This window comes from Pseudomonas sp. LAIL14HWK12:I1 (assembly GCF_003202095.1).
GTDB lineage: Bacteria > Pseudomonadota > Gammaproteobacteria > Pseudomonadales > Pseudomonadaceae > Aquipseudomonas > Aquipseudomonas monteilii.
In genome coordinates this window covers 1-16391 of record NZ_QJKG01000011.1, presented here as the reverse complement: position 1 = coordinate 16391, position 16391 = coordinate 1, and the positions used below count along the sequence as shown (strand labels likewise).

Sequence of the window (16391 nt, the reverse complement as noted above, 5' to 3'; positions counted from 1 at the left end):
GACCGCAGGCTCATGCAGAGGTTGCCCGCGCCTGGTCGTTTTGTTGTTCGTAGGTTGCCAGCGGCAGCTGCAAGGTAAAAGTGGCACCCTTGCCCTCTTCACTGTCGACCCGGATGCACCCGCCATGAGCCTGCACGATCTGCTCCGATATATACAACCCCAAGCCCAATCCGCCGCTGGCTTGCTGGGTGGCCACCCGCTCGAACTGCTGGAAAATGCGCTGCTGGTTGGCCGCACCAATGCCGATACCCTGGTCCTGCACTTGCACGCACGCCAGGCCGTCCTGTTCGAACACCCGTACCTGCACCGGCTTGCGCTCACCATATCGCAAGGCATTGGACAACAGGTTGACCACCACTTGTTCAATGCGAAATTCGTCCCACTCACCGTGCAGCGGTTCGCAACGGTGTAGCTCGATACGCGTGTCCAACGCAGTGGCCTGGGCAGCGAAATTCTCCACCAGTCCACCTACCAGCTGGCTCAAGTCGAAGGCCTTGGGCCGTAACGACAGCTTGCCGGTGCGGATACGCGACACATCGAGCATGTCTTCGATCAGGCGGATCAGGCTGTTGATCTGCCGTTCATCGCGCTCGACCATCGCCTGCAGCTTCTGGCCACTGAACGCGGCAAGGTTGCCGCGTGCCAGGTGCATCTTGCGCAGCTGGGTTTCCAGGATCAACCCATTGAGCGGCGTGCGAACCTCGTGGGCGACAATCGACATGAAGTCATCACGCATTCGCACGGCATGTTCCAGCTCGCCTCGCGCCGTCTGCAACTGGGTCAACAACAGTTCCTGCTCCTGGCGGCTGCGCTCCAGCGCCTGCAACTGGCGGTCGAGCACCTTGCGCTGGCGGTACAAGTCGACGAACACCGACACCTTGCTCTTCACCGCCAGGGTGTCGAGCGGCTTGTGCAGGAAGTCCACCGCCCCGCTTTCGTAGCCCTTGAAGGCATAGTTCATTTCGCGTCCGGCCGCAGTGACGAAGACGATGGGAATGTTGCGGGTCTTTTCCGTACCACGCATCAGCTCAGCCAGCTCGAAGCCATTCATGCCTGGCATCTGCACATCGAGAATGGCCAGGGCGAACTCGTGTTCGAGCAGCAGCGACAACGCGGCTTCCGCCGACTGGGCCTGATGCACCTCGCGGTCTTCGCCCTGAATCAGGGCGTCCAGGGCCAGCAGGTTCTCCGGCAGATCGTCGACGATCAGCAGTTTGGCGATGGTGTGGCTTAGCATGCGCTGGGTTCCAGGGCGGCGAGCAACTGCTCGATGCCACTCAGAGTAAGTATATGGTCAGGCTGGTGCAGGGCCAGGGCAGCCTCAGGCATCAGCGCAACCTGTGCGTCACGGGGGTCCTGGACGATGGTCCGGCCCCCGCTGTTCTTGATGTAGGCCAGCCCTTCGGCGCCATCTTCATTGGCACCGGTAAGCAGCACGCCGAGCAGGCCATCACCGTAGGCGTCTGCCGCCGACGTGAACAGGAAATCGATCGATGGCCGGGAAAAATGCCGCGGTGGCTCCTGGCTCAGCGACAGGGTGAAGTCGCTTTCCACCGACAAGTGGTAGCCAGGCCCGGCTACATACACCTGCCCGGGCTTCAGCGGTTGCTTGTCGCGCGCCTCGCACACAGGGCGCTGCAAACGCCGTTGCAGCACCTCGGCCAACTGACTGTGACGGTCATCCGGCAGGTGCAGCACGCACACCACCGGGATGCCATAACCGGCGGGCAACGCGCCGAGCACGGTGAACAACGCCGTCACGCCGCCTGCCGAGGCGCCAATCACCACTGCGCGTACGCCCTTCATGATTTACGGTAGATCCGTTCAGGCTTGACCAGCGGCTCGAACCGGTCGCTGTAGGCCGAAAAGTCCACCGACTCCTTGCTGCCCAGCACCAGGAAGCCGCGGTGGCACAGGGATTCATGGAACAGGCCCAGGGCACGGTCTTGCAATTCCTTGTTGAAATAGATGAGTACGTTGCGGCACGACACCAGCTGGGTTTCGGAAAACACGCTGTCGGTGGCCAGGCTATGGTCGGCGAAGGTCACGTTGTCGCGCAGGGTGCTGTCCATGATGGCGTTGCCGTAGGCCGACGTGTAGTACTCGGAAAAGTCCCTGCGCCCGCCCGCGATGCGGTAGTTTTCGGCGTACTCGCGCATGCTCTGCATCGAGTAGATGCCCTGCTTGGCCTTGTCCAGCGAATGCGGGTTGATGTCGGTGGCGTAGATGATGGTGCGCTCCAACAGGCCTTCCTCGCGCAGCAGGATGGCCATGGAGTACACCTCCTCACCCGTGCTGCAACCCGCAATCCACACCTTGATCGAAGGCCAGGTGCGCAGCAGCGGCACCACTTCGTTACGCAGCGCCAGGAAGTGCCCCGGGTCGCGGAACATTTCGCTGACCGGGATCGTCAGGTACTGCAGCAACTGCATGAACATGCCCGGGTCGTGCAGCACACGCTCCTGCAGCGCCGACACCGTCAGGCAGTCGAACTGGCGCAGCGCGTGCAGGATCCGGCGCTTGATCGAAGCGCCGGAATAGTTGCGGAAATCGTAGCTGTACTTGAGGTAGATGGCCTCGATCAGCAAGCGGATCTCAATGTCGGTGTTACGTTCGCTAGTCAAATTCGCTCCAGTTGCGGCAGCCATACACGGATCAGCGAGAACAGGCGGTCCAGGTCGATCGGTTTGGCCAGGTAATCATTGGCCCCGGCCTGCAGGCAACGCTGCTGGTCATCCTTCATGGCCTTGGCGGTCACGGCGATGATCGGCAGCTTGCGCCAGCGCGGTTGCTGGCGGATCAGACGGGTGGCTTCGAAGCCGTCCATTTCCGGCATCATCACGTCCATCAGCACCAGGTCGATGTCGTCATGCTGCTCCAGGCGCTCGATGGCTTCACGCCCGTTGCGGCCGATTTCCACTGTCGCGCCCTTGTGCTCCAAGGCACTGGTGAGGGCAAAGATGTTACGCACATCATCGTCCACCAGCAGTATCTTACGGCCTTCGAACACCTTGTCGCGGCTGCGTGCGGTCTTGAGCATGCGCTGGCGTTCATTGGACAACTGCGACTCCACCTTGTGCAGGAACAGCGTGACTTCGTCCAGCAGGCGCTCCGGCGAACGTGCGCCCTTGATGATGATCGAACGCGAATACTTGAGCAGGTCGGCTTCTTCTTCGCGGGTCAGGTTGCGACCGGTATACACGATCACCGGCGGGAAGGAGCGGATATCCTCGGCGGTCATGCGCTTGAGCAGCTCGTTACCGAGCATGTCGGGCAACTTGAGGTCGATGATCATGCAGTCGTAGATGTTCTCGCGCAGCAGCTCCAGGGCGTCCTGGGCCATGGCCACCGCAGTGATTTCCACGTCGTCGTCGCCAATCAGGCGGGCAATGCTTTCGCGCTGCAGGTCGTCGTCTTCCACCAGCAGGATGTGCTTGAGCTTCTGGGTCAGCTTGGCCTCCAGGCGGGCGAACACTTCTTTCAGCTCGTCACGGCTGGTGGGCTTGACCGCGTAGCCGACAGCGCCCATATGCATGGCGGCCTCGACCCGGTCTTCGACAGAAATGATGTGCACCGGAATGTGCCGGGTGCTGGCCTGCTCCTTCAGGCGCTGCAGCACCGTCAGGCCGGAATGGTCGGGCAGGCGCATGTCCAGCAGGATCGCATCGGGGATGTACTGGGCGGCCAGCTCGAACCCTTCGTCGGCGCCCTGCGCCACCAGGCAGCTGTAACCCAGTTCATGGGCCAGGTCGAAGAGGATGCGGGCGAAGTTGGGTTCGTCTTCGATCACCAGGATGCAGCGGTTGCCGAACGGCGCGCGCTCACGGTCGTCGTCAAACGCCGGCAGCGGGCGTTTTGGCGCAGCCGCCACCGGCACCTGGGGGGCGGGCGGCAGGGTGTCGACCGCCGGGCGCAGGCTGAGGGGCTCCACACTGTGCCCCACACTTTCGTAGTGCTCTGGCAGGATCAGGCTGAACACACTGCCTTTGCCAGGGCTGCTGTCAACGCTGATCTGCCCGCCCAGCAAATGCGCCAGGTCGCGCGAGATCGACAGGCCCAGGCCAGTGCCGCCGTAACGGCGGTTGCTGGTACCGTCGACCTGATGGAAGGCACCGAAAATGGCCTGCTGCTGGTCGGCGGCAATGCCAATGCCGGTATCGCGCACAGCGAAGACAATGCCAGTGCCAGCCTGGTAGCCGATGTTCAGGCTGACCTGGCCACGCTCGGTGAACTTGACGGCATTGGACAGCAGGTTCTTGAGGATCTGCTCCAGGCGCTGGCGGTCGGTGAACAGGGTGGCGGGTACATTCGGTTCAGCGTTTACCTCGAAGGCCAACCCCTTGTGCCCGGCCAGCGGTTCGAACATGCCGCGCAGGCCTTCGACCAGGCGTTCCACCTGGGTACTTTCAGGGCGCACCTCGAGTTTGCCGGCCTCGACCTTGGCAATGTCGAGAATGTCGTTGATCAGGTTGAGCAGGTCATTGCCGGCCGAATAGATCGAATCTGCGAACTTGACCTGTTCTTCGCTCAAGTTGCCTTCGGCGTTTTCCGACAGCAGTTTGGCCAGAATCAGCGAGCTGTTCAGCGGCGTGCGCAGCTCGTGGGACATATTGGCCAGGAACTCGGACTTGTACTTGCTCGAGCGCTGCAGCTCGTCAGCGCGCGCCTGCAGCTCGTGCTGAGCCTGCATCAGCTCGTCGTTTTTCAGGTCCAGCGCCTCTGTGCGTTCGGATAACTGCTCGTTGGTCTGCTCCAGCTCCGCCTGCTGGATTTCAAGGTGGGCCTGAGACTCCTTGAGCACACGGGATTGTTCTTCCAGCTCTTCGTTGGCGGTTTTCAGCTCTTCCTGCTGCACTTGCAGCTCTTCGTTCAACTGCTGGGTTTCGGCCAGCACTTCCTGCAGGCGTTGGCGGTAGCGGGCACTTTCGATGGAAATGCCAAGGTTGCCGGCAATGCGTTCCAGCATTTCGGCGTCGCGGTCGTCCAATGGGCGCAGGAAGCCCAGTTCCAGCACGCCATTGATCTGCCCGTCGTCGCTGACTGGCAGCAACACGGCGCTGCGTGGCAGGCCACTGCCCAGGCCGGAACTCAGCTGGTAATACCCTTGCGGCAGTTCTTCCAGATGCAGCAGGCGCCCTTCACGTACGGCCTGAGCCAGCAGGCCGTCGTGATCGCCCTTTACCTGCTCCCGGGCTTGCTCCTCTGCGCTCAGGCCATAGGTGGCCACGCGCACCAGGCGGCCATGCTCATCGCGTACATACACCGCCCCCACCACACTTTCCAGGTAGTCGGCAAAGAAGCGCAGGATGTTGTCACCCAACATGGACAGGGTCAGTTGCCCCAGCACCTGCTCGGCCAGTCGGGTCTGGCCATTGCGCAGCCAGGCCTGGTGCTCTAGGCGCTCGGCCGCACGCTGCTGGGCCTTGAAGTTTTCTTCGTAACTGCCCGACAACGCCAGCAGGTCACGCCGGCCAAGATAGGCCAACATGGCGCTGAGGCCGACGATGAACAGCACGAACACCGAGATGGCAGTGACGGTAACGCTGCTGACTTTCTGGTTGCGGGCCATGCGTAACTGCTGTTCGGTGCCGATCAGGCCGTCGAATTCCTTGCGGATCTCGTCGGTCAGGCGCTTGCCCCGGCCATTGCCGATCGACGCCTGGTAATCGCCCTGGCTGCGGCGCAGGGCGATCATCTCGCTGCCGAAATTGTTCCAGGCTTGCTGCAGGGCAACCAGCCGGTCGATGCGGTCGACCTGCTGCGGGTTGTCCTCGACCAGGCCGCGCAGGCTTTGCAAGCTGCCGAGAATGCGTGGTTTTGCCACCTCATAGGGGTCAAGGAAGCGCTCGTCGCCGGTGATCAGGAAGCCGCGCATGCCGGTTTCCATGTCGATCGACAGCTTGAGCGTCTCGTTGGCATTGCCGATCACCCGGTCGGTGTGCTCGACCCACTGCATGGCAGACAGCAGGTAGTTGATCACCGCGACAAAGGCCACGGCGCCCAACAGGCCAACCCCCAGAGGAAGAGCGATGTTACGGCTCAATAGCTTGCGAAAGCTTCGTTGGTCCATCGAGGCTGATTGAATCATGTGAAAGGGCCCGAGCAAGAAAAGTCCATTGAAAAGCGTGGCGGATCTACCGCTATCGTTATCTGCCACTGCACCGTCCTGTTAAGCGAGTCTAACCAGCTTTGGCGGGTCTGGCAGGGCATTTAGCCAGTATTTGAAGGTGGCGTGCGCCAATCGTTCCATCTGATTGCATGGATCGGTATCCTCGGGAACTTCTGGTGCCGACCGGAGCACAGATTAAAGACATTCATTGCACAGGACCTGAAACATGCACCTTCTGGTAGTCGAAGACGACGACATCGTACGTATGCTGATGGTCGAAGTGCTCGAAGAGTTGGGCTACGAAGTGATCCAGGCAGAAGATGCCGCGGCCGCCCTGCGGGTACTCGAAGATCCGAGCCAGGCGCTGGCACTGATGATGACCGATGTGGGTTTGCCGGACATGCGTGGCGAAGCACTGGCGGGTAAAGCGCGCGAATTGCGGCCGCTGCTGCCTGTGCTGTTTGCCAGTGGTTATGCAGACAGCCTCAATGTGCCCGAGGGCATGCACATGATCGGCAAGCCGTTCAGTATCGACCAGTTGCGGGACAAGGTGGTGGCCATTCTCGGCCCGGTTTGAGATGGGGTCGTCTGTACCGGCCTCTTCGCGCGCGCAGGCAATACACCTCACAACTACCTGCGCAACAGGTAGGTATCCATGATCCACCCCTTGCGCCGCCGCTCCCGCTCACGCACTTCCAGAATCTGCGCCTTCACCGCCTGTAGCGGCCCGGCAATCAGCACTTCATCCTCGGTCCCCAGGTAAGCGCCCCAGTAGATGACCAACGCCGGGTCATCAAGCTGGGCAAACGCGCACTGCCCGTCGAGCATCACCACCACGTTGTCGATAGGCCCCTGTTCGGTCAGGCGCCGCCCTGGCAGCACGGTCAGCGGCTCGCCAATGCGGTTGAGTGGCACCTGATGACGTGCAGCCAGCGCCTGCACACTGCTGATGCCAGGGATAATCTGCAGGCGCAGCGCCACGCCGCGTTCACGGACCAGGTCGAGTATGCGCAAGGTGCTGTCGTACAGGGTCGGCTCGCCCCACAGCAGAAAAGCGCCGGTTTCGCCGTCGCCAATTTCCTGTTCGATCAACTGCCCATACAGCGCAGCCCTCTGCCGGTGCCAAGCCTGCACCGCTGCCAGGTAATCATCCGCCCGGGCGTCGCGCAAAGGGTCGGCTACCTGTAGCAGGCGATAGCCGCCCTCAGGCCGGTAGCGTTGCAGAATGCCCGTGCGCAGACGCACCAGCTCATCCTTGTTGCGACCTTTGTCGAGCACGAAGAACACACTGGCCTTTCGCAACGCATCGACTGCCTCATAGGTGACCTGGCGCGGGTCACCCGGGCCGATGCCGATCAACAACAGATTTTTCATTGTCCTGCCCTTTGCGGGAACCAGCCGCCATTGTCAGTTGGCTGCTGGTATTTGGCAAAGCAGTCGCTTAGAAGATCGAGAAGTTATAGCTGACAATTACCCGTGTCTCGTCCATGTCACGCGCCCACTTCTCGTAGTTACTGCGGTAAGTGGAATTACGCAGGCGTACACTGACATCCTTGAATGTGCCACTTTGCACCTGGTACTTGAACTCGGTGTCGCGTTCCCATTCCTTGCCTTCAGCCGTGCTGCCCGGCACCTTGATATTGTCGCCGTTGATGTAACGGGTGAAGAAGGTAAGGCCGGGCACACCCAGCGCCTTGAAGTCATAGTCATAGCGCACCTGCCAGGAGCGCTCCTGGGCGGCGGCGAAGTCGTTGACCTGCGCGTAGTTGACCAGGTACGGGTTGCTGCCATCCAGATACGGCATGGCGCTGTCGCCATACATGCGTTGCCAGCCGGCACTGATCTTGTGGCCCCCCAGGCTGTAGCCGAGCATGCCACTGAAAGCGCGGTGGTCGATTGCCCCGGCGCGGGCATTGCCGATGTCGTCACTCTTGATCAGCCGCAGGTCGGCCGACAGGCTACCCACTGCCAACGGCTGGCTGGCCACCAGGCCGAGGAAGTGCTGGCGGTAGATATTCTCCAGCTTGGCCACCTGGTACTGGGCGCTGAAGCGCTCGTTGAAACGGTAATCGACACCGGCCAGGTCGAAGTGGTCGGCTTCGATATCGCAGGCATAGCGCTTGTTCTTGCAGTGCACGCGAATGTCCTGGCGGTCGGTGGAATCCCGAGCGGTGTATTTGTCCAGGCGAGCCAGGGTGAACTTCAGATCGTGCAGTTCTTCAGAGGTGAGCATGGCGCCATGGAACATGGTCGGCAACAGGCGGCCATCGTTGTACTTGAGCAACGGCACATCCGGCATCATCGAACCGTACTTGAGCACGGTGTTGGAGACCTTGACCTTTGCCGCCAGGCCCATCTTCGCGTACTGGTCGGCCGAGTGCCGTGGGTCGTGGCCGGAAGACGGCAGCAAACCACTGTTACTGTCGGCCGGGCTGGAATCCAGTTTGAAGCCGACCATACCCAGTGCATCCACACCAAAACCTACCGGGCCCTGGGTATAACCCGACTGCACATTGAGGATGAAGCCTTGTGCCCACTCTTCGCGCTTGGACGCACCCTGGCTGGAACTGCTGTGGCCGTCACGGAAATCCCGGTTGAAATAGACATTGCGTGCTTCAAGCTTCGCACTGCTGTCTTCCATAAAACCGGCGGCCTGGGCATTGACGCCGGCACACAACAGGAACAGGCCGGCAACACGACGCCCGGGGGCGAGGGGGAAAGGGGCAAACATGCGAGGAAACATCCAGAATGAAAACGGGTTAACAACCTGTGGCACGTGGTGGCCACGGTACTGCGACAGGCCAGAACAGTAGCCGGCCATCATCTGAAATGATCGCGCAAAGGCTCTGGCACGGGCCATTGGACCATGGTCTAAGCGCCCAGGCAGGCCACCACAGAAAACCGGCGAAACAACGCACGCAAAACTAGGAAAGTTCCCAACTTACTTACAAAAAGTTAGCAGTTTACCCAGTACCCATGAATGACTACACTCGATATCAGCGAACAGCAGAACCCACCCGCGTGGCCGGCGTTTTCATTCTTCTTCAATGTTCGTCACGCCCTGCCACGACCGACGTACAGGAGTGATTACAGTGTCCAGACTTGCAGAGTTTCGTGCTGCCGAAAAAGCGCTCCAGGAACAGATGGCGCAACTGGAGGCGTTGAAAAAGGATGCCGGCCTAAAACGCGAAATCGAATTCGAGCAGAAACTAGTCGGCCTGATGAAAAGCTATGACAAGAACCTGCGCGATATCATCGCCATCCTCGACCCGAAAGCCGTGACCCGGGTATCCGGCGCCGCGCCCAAGCAACAGCGCCGCCCACGCGTGGTGAAGGTGTATCAAAACCCCCACACCGGCGAGCGAATCGAGACCAAAGGCGGCAACCACCGCGGGCTCAAGGCCTGGAAAGAACAGTACGGCGCCGCGACGGTAGAAAGCTGGGTACGCTGATGAAACGTCCACGTGTACTTCACACTTTTTTCACAAGGGCTGGCTCAGTATCGAGACAGCTAAAGGACTAGCGACCCCATCACGCGCCCGCACATGCGGGCCTCTAATTCCAGCGCCCTGCCTTGTGCAGGGCGCTTTCATTTGCGCTATTGGCGCACTGCCGTATCATGGTCAGCCTGTCCGTTTTGCCGGTGCCCTGTGCCCGGCCCCGTCTCAGGAGTTCTCATGAGCCTGCACGATCTGCAAACCCTGCCTGGCGTCACCGCCCAGCCAGACACCGCCACCGCCCAGTTCGTCTTCAACCACACCATGCTGCGGGTCAAGGACATCGAGAAATCGCTGGACTTCTACACCCGCGTGCTGGGCTTTCGCCTGGTAGACAAGCGCGACTTCCCCGAAGCCGCTTTCAGCCTGTACTTCCTGGCCCTGGTCGACCCGGCGCAGATCCCTGCCGATGACGCCGCACGCCACCAGTGGATGAAGTCGATCCCTGGCGTACTGGAGCTGACCCACAACCATGGCACCGAAAACGATGCCGAGTTTGCCTACCACAACGGCAACACCGACCCACGCGGGTTTGGCCACATCTGCATTTCGGTGCCGGACGTGCGCGCCGCCTGTGCACGCTTCGAAGCACTGGACGTACCGTTCCAGAAACGCCTGCAGGACGGGCGCATGAACCACCTGGCCTTCGTCAAAGACCCGGACGGTTACTGGGTGGAAGTGATCCAGCCAACCGAGCTCAAAGGCTAAGCGTTCATCGCCGTGCGCTCGTCGGGCCGGGAACTCCCGGCCCCTTGCTGTGGTATATGAAGGTAACTGCTTCACATGCCACAGCGAGGTAAGGACGATGCAATCTCTTCACTGTGAATACCGCAAGCACACCATCACCGCCAGCGTGATGCCGCACCCCGACTCCCCCCTGCCCTATGCCGCCGGCTGCCTGATCACCGCCCCTGACGGGCACACCAGCAGGCGCATGTCGATGCCAATGAAGTTTTTCTCGGACCTTGAGAATGCGCAGCATGTGTCACTGGCCCACGGCCGGGCTTTGGTTGACCAGCAACTGGATGAGGGGCACAAGGTGTTCTGACCCTGCCTTGAACCTGTACCGGCCCTCTAGCTGCGCAAGGGCCGGCACAGCAGCCACTAGATATCCCGCGCGTACGCCACTGCCGCATCCACCTGCGCCCGTGTCGGCCTTACCCCGGTGTACAGCACAAACTGCTCCAGCGCCTGCAACGCAATCACCTCCAGGCCCGTGATGACCGGCTTGCCCAACGCCTGCGCCCGGCGGATCAGCGGGGTTTGCGCCGGCATCGCCACCACATCGAACACCCGCTCAGCCGCTGCAATGGCAAGCTCGGAAAACGCCATTTCTTCGGCCTCCGGTCCTCCCGCCATCCCGATCGGCGTCACGTTCACCAGCATCGGCGGGCAGATGTCTCCCAGGTCCGGTACCCAGCGATAGCCACAGATATCCGCCAACTGGCGCCCGGCTTGCTCGTTGCGCGCAACGATCATGCCCTCGGCAAAGCCGGCATCGCGCAAGGCACTGGCCACGGCCTTGGCCATGCCACCACTGCCGCGCAGGGCAAAGGCAGTGCCCGGGTCGACCTGATGCTGTGCCAGCAACTGGCGAACAGCCAGGTAGTCGGTGTTGTAAGCCTTCAGGTGCCCATTGGTGTTGACCAAGGTATTCACCGATTCAATGGCCGCAGCCGACGGGTCAATTTCGTCGACCAGGGCCATGCAGGCCTCCTTGTACGGCATCGACACACCGCAACCGCGGATACCCAACGCTCGGATACCCGCCACCGCCGCGGGCAGGTCATCCGTGCGCATGGCCTTGTAATAGAAGTCCAGGCCCAACTGCTGGTACAGGTGGTTGTGAAAACGCACGCCGAAGGTGCCGGGGCGCCCGGCCAGGGAGATGCACAATACCGTGTCCCTGCTGGGAGTTGTCGACATAACCTGCTCCTTTGTCATAACTGAAACGTTTATTCAGCGTACCAGAGCCAACCACTGGTCGTCCCTTACATAACCTTTACCGTTTCCCTGTAATCAGCTGACGGAGACCGGAGTCATAGTAGTAAGGCCCCGAACGAGGGGTTTTCCTGCGAGGTTGCGTTATGAACCGTCTCATTCCCGGAATTGCCTTGCTGATCGCTGCCTTGGCCGTCAGCGGGCCTGCTGCTGCGCATGGCGGCCATGGCGGCGGCGGTTGGTATGGGCCGGGCCCACTGCTGGGCGCGGCGGTGGTCGGCGCGGTGGTCGGGGCAACGGTGTATGGCGGACGTGACCGTACCGTGTATGTCGAACGCCAGCCGGTCTACTACGGGCCGCCGCCAGTTTATGTGCAACCGCCACCGCAGCCGGTGTACTACCAGCCGTACTACGCCCCAGCACCACCGCCCCCGGGCTACCGCACCTACTACGGCCCACCGCCGGTGTATTACGGCCCGCCGCGCTGGTAAAGGTTGATAGAACTAATGACCACTATTGAGCACGTTGATTTCAAACCGCCCCGGCTGCTGCGTATGGTAGGGCCATGTCTTGCAGGAGGTCCCCATGGCCACTATCCATATCATGTCCGTCGTCGGCAGCGCCGTTCCCGCCTCACTGCGTGAGCAGGGCCTGCTGGCTTGCTGGTACCTGGTACGCAACGGTGAAGCCGTGAGCGGCCCGATGCCGACACTGGCCTCGGCCCAGGCACTGGTTGAACAGTTGCAACCCGGCACCCTGGTTGCCTGACCCGAATGTGTTGTGCGTTGCTCCCTACGCCCTTATGGCCCGCCAAGATGGTGGGCTTTTTTTTGCCTGGGCCCCTCAGCGTTGCGAGCTACGACTCAACTGGCTGCTCAGCACCATGATCTTGCCCTGAAGCCGCCCTACCGTCAGCACCAGCTCGTTGCGCTCCCTGGCCAGCTGGTCCGCTTTGGTTTCTGCCTCTCGGCGGGCATCCCGCTCAATGTCCAGCAGCTCGGTCAGGCGGCGAATGACTGCAACATCCGCGCTGTCCATCGCACGTTCGGCCGCATCCTTGGACAACCACTTGCGCAGCCACAGAAACGCACCTAGCAGCACAGTGCCCGTACCGCTCAGCCAAGTGACTGTGCCCGGGCCGAGGTCGGTCGGATCCATTGTGAACCTCATTACCAATGATGATGTGATGAGCACTGGAGAAAAGCGTCTCGCTGGCTTTTCTTGTTTGCCGCTTTAATTTAGCCTACAGCTAATTTCATCACAAGAGGCAATTTAGCCATGCGCACATTTAGCAGCGAGCTAAACACTGGCATGCTTTGCCCTATGGACATCTACGGCATTCGCAAACACAACCTGGTCAAGTTGATCGGCAGCCAGAGAAAGGGATCCTGCGCAGAGCGCTGGGGGATGGCGCCTGCACACCTGAGCCAGATCCTTTCTGACAAGACCGCAAAAAACCTGGGCGATGACGTGGCCCGCCGGATCGAGGGCATCGAAGGCCTGCCACGCGGGTGGTTCGACGCACTGTCGACAGGTGACCCGGTACAGTTGCCGGTCGAAACCGGCGACGGCAAGCTTTCTGCGGCCGACCTGGTCAAGCAGATGCTTGCCAGAAGTGGCAAAGGCATCCCCGAAGAAACCCGGCAGCGGTTGCTGGCCGCAGCTGAAGAGCCGCTGGACGCCACACGGGTGAAAGCTGAGCTTGTCCGCCCTGGCCTGGTGGGTGATGAAGTATGGATTGCCCACTACGACGTGCGGGCTGCCATGGGCGGTGGCCAGATCCCCCACGATTACCCGGAAATGTTCAAGGACGTTCGCGTCAGTCCCAGCCATCTTCGCGAGCTGGGTGTGGAATTCACTGAACACCACCACCTCAAGATGGTGACCGGCTGGGGCCAGTCAATGGAGCCGACCATCAAGCACCGTGACCCACTGATCGTGGACGTGAGCATCCGGGATTTCGTGGGCGACGGGATCTACTTCTTTTCCTGGGGCGATCACATCTACATCAAGCGGCTGCAAATCGCGGATGAGGACCACTTCGAGATGATCTCAGACAACTCACGGCACAAGGACCGCATGATTCGCCGCGAAGAAACCTACATCCAGGCCCGGGTGCTGCTGGTGTGGAATGCACACTTGGTATAACGCCCATGCCCGCCCCCAGGCGGGCTCTTCATGAGGCTCAGAACGGCGCCTGCGCTTCGACCTCCTCCGCCTTGCTGTCCTGCTCAACGATGAAGTCATCGCGCTCCTCCACACTGCTGCGCGCCCAACGTACGGTAACGCTCTCGTCATCGTTGAACGTAAGGTCCAACTCGGACGTTTCGGACAACAGGCCCATCACCTCTTCCCACTCCGCATCACCGTCGGTGTCCAGGCGATGCACCACAACCCAGCGTTGGGTCTGCGCGACCGGGTGGTTGATCATCGACGACACCCGCAGGCTAAGACGCTCGATTCCGGTCATTGCCTGACGCTGCCGGGAAGTTGACTGCATGTGCATAGACATATTCTCATCCTGAAAGCTGTATATCTGTACAGTATCCGAGAAAAGCTTATCTCACCGCCAAATCCAGCGTAAAGCCCCCCGCTGAAAATTTTCCCGATTGTGTAAATTTGCGCAAAGCGAAATTTATTTAGCTTTAAGCTATTGACTGAAATTTAGCCCAGCGCTAATTTTTATCCCGCAGCCGCAAACGCGGCCGCCAGAGCCCCCAGCCAATCCTCGCTTTGCGTCAGGAGTTCATATGACCGTAGACATCAGCAACCTCATCATCGCTACGCCGGTAGCCGTATCCTCGACCAACCCCGTTGCACTCGAACTCAACGGTGCCGAAGCGATTGCCAGCTACCCGAGCATCGTCAAGGTCCTCAGCGATGGTTCGATCCAGTTCTCAGCCCCCACTAAAGGCGCCTCAAGCAAAAGCACCCGCAGGACCCGCTGCGAGTGGACGGAAACTGAGGATTGGACGCTGGCCAGTGCCCAGGATCACTGGAACTACCAAACCATGACGCTGACCAAGGTCAACGCTGCGCAGAAGGTGGTCATCGCCCAGATGCACGTACGTGGGGACGATAGCCCGCCGGTGAAGGTGTTCTGGAACAAGGGCAACATCACGCTGGGTTTTCGGCGCACCTACAACCAGGCCAACCCGGTGAACTCGACAGTGCTGAAAGGCGTGCCGCTGGGGGGCAGGTTCATCGTCAGCATCCACACCACGTCTGCCGGCGTGGTCAACGTGACGGCCAAATACAATGGTGTTTCCGGCTCGTCAGGTAATTTGCAACTCGACAGTACCTGGGCGCCACGGTTGTTCGAATTCCACGGCGGCATCTACAACCAGGTTGACTACACCGATACAACACCGGCCGATGACGGCTCGATCTGCATCATCAGCGAACTGTCGCTGATCCACCGCTGAACGATGCAAGCCCGAAAGGCATCCCGGTGCCCTGCCCAACACGGGTTGCGCCGGGATCGCCGTGACACGCCGAGCCATTGATTAGTCTCGATGAGTCATATTGTTGCCTTCCCGCTCCCAGACTAATAATTGACTGTCTGCCTGGGGAGGCGCGAAACATGCAATCAAGATTCGTTATTGTCCCTGCCGTGCCAGTGGAAGGTGATGCGTTGCGCATCGGTAACCGGTTCTATGCCGCTACCACTTCGGGCGGTTTCGATATCTATGACAACCAGGAAAAACAGCGGCTCAAGCGGGGCTATGTCAACAAGTCCGAAGCGGCGGCCGCGTGCACATTGATGAACGCAGAATCACGCAACCCAAAAGAGTTGTTTCCCATCCTGCGTACAGACTGATTTGCTATCCGACCTGATCAAGGCCGCGCCGAGCGGCCATCGCGGCCGTGCGCCTGAAATCAGGCCCTGCTCCGCTACAGGATTAAATTTCCTTCACCTTGCGCCCTTTAGTCATAAGGCATTCGACAGCGTTTGGGCCATACTCCACAGATGTTTTTTGGGGTTTGGCGAGTTTTCGAAAGTGAGGAAAGCCCGTATTTACGGGCCTTCCAGCCCATACCGCCACCCTGCATCCCACTGGAAAACACAGCCATTGGTACAAAAATTGGTACGAGCTGGCTGTACGCACATACAGCGGTTTTCCGTCACCAATCCTCATCCCTTGCCGCCAACATCACCATGCGGTTTCTTGGCGGTGTTTGGCGGTGACAAAGGGTTGATTTCATTGAGTCAAACGCCCCTCCACCCCCCTTCTTTCCCTTCCAGTGGTATCAAAATTGGTATCACTTGGTCGCCGCCGCTGGCTGTCCGCTGTCGACCCATTGCGGCCATTCGCGGAGGGCAATGAACGGCCTATAGCGCCCCTTCGACCATACCGCTCGATGGGTGTTCATGGCGTACTTCGATACAGACATGGCCTAGTTCGAAGCTACCATCTTGGCCCTGTGGGGCTATTCCAAGCGTTGCTACAGTGGGCTCCAACAAACTCCACCCACTGCGAGCAACTACCCATGAACAACCGCCTTGATTACTTCAAGCTGTCTCCCCAAGCGTCCAACAAACTGGTGGAACTCACCCTACAACTGAGCAAGAAACCGCCACTGGCCGATCTTGGCCACCTGATCATGTTGCGCGCTTCGCAGCTCAACGGCTGTGCGTTCTGCGTGGATATGCATGTGAAAGAGGCCAAGATCCATGGCGAGCGCGAGCTGCGTCTTCACCACGTGGCCGTATGGCGTGAGTCAGGGCTGTTTTCGCCAGTAGAGCGGGCGGCGCTGGAGTGGACTGAAGCCCTAACCCAACTGCCGCCTCATGGTATCTCCAACAGCCTGTATGCGAGTGCGCTTGAGCAGTTTTCCGAGCA

At 60.2% G+C, this 16391-nt stretch carries 19 protein-coding genes; 10 read left to right on the top strand and 9 right to left on the bottom strand.

Annotated features, from left to right (window positions below; all coding sequences use genetic code 11):
- Positions 1–10: 10 nt before the first annotated feature.
- Genes D906_RS22890 through D906_RS22875 form a run of 4 tightly spaced genes read right to left on the bottom strand, consistent with a single transcriptional unit; the run spans position 11 to position 6088 of the window.
- Complete coding sequence (locus tag D906_RS22890) at positions 11–1237, bottom strand: hybrid sensor histidine kinase/response regulator (protein WP_019099466.1); 1227 nt, start codon at positions 1235–1237, stop codon at positions 11–13.
- Positions 1231–1806, bottom strand: a complete 576-nt coding sequence (locus tag D906_RS22885) for a chemotaxis protein CheB (RefSeq protein WP_027614966.1) — start codon at positions 1804–1806, stop codon at positions 1231–1233. The genes D906_RS22890 and D906_RS22885 overlap by 7 nt, the downstream gene beginning before the upstream one ends.
- The gene (locus D906_RS22880; RefSeq protein WP_019099468.1) at positions 1803–2624 is read right to left on the bottom strand and encodes a protein-glutamate O-methyltransferase CheR; all 822 of its coding nucleotides are present in this window, start codon (positions 2622–2624) and stop codon (positions 1803–1805) included. The genes D906_RS22885 and D906_RS22880 overlap by 4 nt, the downstream gene beginning before the upstream one ends.
- Complete coding sequence (locus D906_RS22875) at positions 2621–6088, bottom strand: response regulator (RefSeq protein ID WP_027614967.1); 3468 nt, start codon at positions 6086–6088, stop codon at positions 2621–2623. The genes D906_RS22880 and D906_RS22875 overlap by 4 nt, the downstream gene beginning before the upstream one ends.
- Positions 6089–6335: 247 nt before the next feature.
- On the opposite strand from D906_RS22875, the gene D906_RS22870 reads away from it, so the two are divergent.
- Positions 6336–6686: a response regulator gene (locus tag D906_RS22870; protein ID WP_019099469.1), complete on the top strand. Its 351-nt coding sequence runs from the start codon at positions 6336–6338 to the stop codon at positions 6684–6686.
- Between the two features lie 53 nt (positions 6687–6739).
- Here the strand turns inward: D906_RS22870 and cobF are convergent, their stop codons facing one another.
- Positions 6740–7483 carry a precorrin-6A synthase (deacetylating) gene (gene cobF, locus D906_RS22865; RefSeq protein WP_025752672.1) on the bottom strand — a complete coding sequence of 248 codons (744 nt, stop codon included), beginning with the start codon at positions 7481–7483 and terminating at the stop codon, positions 6740–6742.
- A 67-nt stretch (positions 7484–7550) separates the two neighbouring features.
- Entirely contained in the window at positions 7551–8840 is a 1290-nt protein-coding gene (locus D906_RS22860) for an OprD family porin (RefSeq protein WP_019099471.1), read from the bottom strand.
- Positions 8841–9201: 361 nt separating this feature from the next.
- On the opposite strand from D906_RS22860, the gene D906_RS22855 reads away from it, so the two are divergent.
- From D906_RS22855 to D906_RS22845, 3 genes are all read left to right on the top strand, one after another.
- Complete coding sequence (locus D906_RS22855; protein WP_016711134.1) at positions 9202–9561, top strand: histone-like nucleoid-structuring protein, MvaT/MvaU family; 360 nt, start codon at positions 9202–9204, stop codon at positions 9559–9561.
- A 225-nt stretch (positions 9562–9786) separates the two neighbouring features.
- Positions 9787–10314 (top strand): lactoylglutathione lyase, encoded by a 528-nt coding sequence (gloA, locus tag D906_RS22850; RefSeq protein WP_016711135.1) that lies wholly within the window; start codon positions 9787–9789, stop codon positions 10312–10314.
- 97 nt (positions 10315–10411) lie between these two features.
- Complete coding sequence (locus D906_RS22845) at positions 10412–10654, top strand: hypothetical protein (RefSeq protein ID WP_019099472.1); 243 nt, start codon at positions 10412–10414, stop codon at positions 10652–10654.
- A 56-nt stretch (positions 10655–10710) separates the two neighbouring features.
- Here D906_RS22845 and D906_RS22840 read toward each other — a convergent pair whose 3' ends face one another.
- Positions 10711–11532 carry a shikimate 5-dehydrogenase gene (locus D906_RS22840; RefSeq protein WP_019099473.1) on the bottom strand — a complete coding sequence of 274 codons (822 nt, stop codon included), beginning with the start codon at positions 11530–11532 and terminating at the stop codon, positions 10711–10713.
- Positions 11533–11693: 161 nt separating this feature from the next.
- Between D906_RS22840 and D906_RS22835 the strand changes: the two genes are divergently transcribed.
- Both D906_RS22835 and D906_RS22830 read left to right on the top strand, forming a co-directional pair.
- Positions 11694–12038 carry a hypothetical protein gene (locus D906_RS22835; RefSeq protein ID WP_027614968.1) on the top strand — a complete coding sequence of 115 codons (345 nt, stop codon included), beginning with the start codon at positions 11694–11696 and terminating at the stop codon, positions 12036–12038.
- Positions 12039–12132: 94 nt separating this feature from the next.
- Entirely contained in the window at positions 12133–12315 is a 183-nt protein-coding gene (locus D906_RS22830; RefSeq protein WP_016711139.1) for a hypothetical protein, read from the top strand.
- A gap of 75 nt (positions 12316–12390) precedes the next feature.
- Here D906_RS22830 and D906_RS22825 read toward each other — a convergent pair whose 3' ends face one another.
- On the bottom strand, positions 12391–12705 hold the full coding sequence (locus tag D906_RS22825) for a hypothetical protein (RefSeq protein ID WP_016711140.1): 315 nt from the start codon (positions 12703–12705) through the stop codon (positions 12391–12393).
- Positions 12706–12870: 165 nt separating this feature from the next.
- Between D906_RS22825 and D906_RS22820 the strand changes: the two genes are divergently transcribed.
- Entirely contained in the window at positions 12871–13695 is an 825-nt protein-coding gene (locus D906_RS22820) for a S24 family peptidase (protein ID WP_019097705.1), read from the top strand.
- A gap of 37 nt (positions 13696–13732) precedes the next feature.
- Here the strand turns inward: D906_RS22820 and D906_RS22815 are convergent, their stop codons facing one another.
- Positions 13733–14059: a DUF1654 domain-containing protein gene (locus tag D906_RS22815; protein ID WP_016711142.1), complete on the bottom strand. Its 327-nt coding sequence runs from the start codon at positions 14057–14059 to the stop codon at positions 13733–13735.
- Positions 14060–14297: 238 nt separating this feature from the next.
- Between D906_RS22815 and D906_RS22810 the strand changes: the two genes are divergently transcribed.
- The 3 genes from D906_RS22810 to D906_RS22800 form a co-directional block, all read left to right on the top strand.
- Entirely contained in the window at positions 14298–14972 is a 675-nt protein-coding gene (locus tag D906_RS22810; RefSeq protein WP_027614969.1) for a polysaccharide lyase family 7 protein, read from the top strand.
- 158 nt (positions 14973–15130) lie between these two features.
- The gene (locus tag D906_RS22805) at positions 15131–15367 is read left to right on the top strand and encodes an Arm DNA-binding domain-containing protein (protein WP_019097706.1); all 237 of its coding nucleotides are present in this window, start codon (positions 15131–15133) and stop codon (positions 15365–15367) included.
- A gap of 671 nt (positions 15368–16038) precedes the next feature.
- The coding region (locus D906_RS22800) for a carboxymuconolactone decarboxylase family protein (protein WP_110321043.1) at positions 16039–16391 on the top strand (353 nt) is incomplete at its 3' end.

Bases quoted from the DNA above. Each gene is read 5' to 3' on its own strand.
- D906_RS22890 (WP_019099466.1), bottom strand. From the start codon at position 1,237: ATGCTAAGCCACACCATCGCCAAACTGCTGATCGTCGACGATCTGCCG.
- D906_RS22885 (WP_027614966.1), bottom strand. From the start codon at position 1,806: ATGAAGGGCGTACGCGCAGTGGTGATTGGCGCCTCGGCAGGCGGCGTG.
- D906_RS22875 (WP_027614967.1), bottom strand. From the start codon at position 6,088: ATGATTCAATCAGCCTCGATGGACCAACGAAGCTTTCGCAAGCTATTG.
- D906_RS22870 (WP_019099469.1), top strand. From the start codon at position 6,336: ATGCACCTTCTGGTAGTCGAAGACGACGACATCGTACGTATGCTGATG.
- cobF (WP_025752672.1), bottom strand. From the start codon at position 7,483: ATGAAAAATCTGTTGTTGATCGGCATCGGCCCGGGTGACCCGCGCCAG.
- D906_RS22860 (WP_019099471.1), bottom strand. From the start codon at position 8,840: ATGTTTGCCCCTTTCCCCCTCGCCCCCGGGCGTCGTGTTGCCGGCCTG.
- gloA (WP_016711135.1), top strand. From the start codon at position 9,787: ATGAGCCTGCACGATCTGCAAACCCTGCCTGGCGTCACCGCCCAGCCA.
- D906_RS22845 (WP_019099472.1), top strand. From the start codon at position 10,412: ATGCAATCTCTTCACTGTGAATACCGCAAGCACACCATCACCGCCAGC.
- D906_RS22840 (WP_019099473.1), bottom strand. From the start codon at position 11,532: ATGTCGACAACTCCCAGCAGGGACACGGTATTGTGCATCTCCCTGGCC.
- D906_RS22835 (WP_027614968.1), top strand. From the start codon at position 11,694: ATGAACCGTCTCATTCCCGGAATTGCCTTGCTGATCGCTGCCTTGGCC.
- D906_RS22830 (WP_016711139.1), top strand. From the start codon at position 12,133: ATGGCCACTATCCATATCATGTCCGTCGTCGGCAGCGCCGTTCCCGCC.
- D906_RS22825 (WP_016711140.1), bottom strand. From the start codon at position 12,705: ATGGATCCGACCGACCTCGGCCCGGGCACAGTCACTTGGCTGAGCGGT.
- D906_RS22820 (WP_019097705.1), top strand. From the start codon at position 12,871: ATGGACATCTACGGCATTCGCAAACACAACCTGGTCAAGTTGATCGGC.
- D906_RS22815 (WP_016711142.1), bottom strand. From the start codon at position 14,059: ATGTCTATGCACATGCAGTCAACTTCCCGGCAGCGTCAGGCAATGACC.
- D906_RS22810 (WP_027614969.1), top strand. From the start codon at position 14,298: ATGACCGTAGACATCAGCAACCTCATCATCGCTACGCCGGTAGCCGTA.
- D906_RS22805 (WP_019097706.1), top strand. From the start codon at position 15,131: ATGCAATCAAGATTCGTTATTGTCCCTGCCGTGCCAGTGGAAGGTGAT.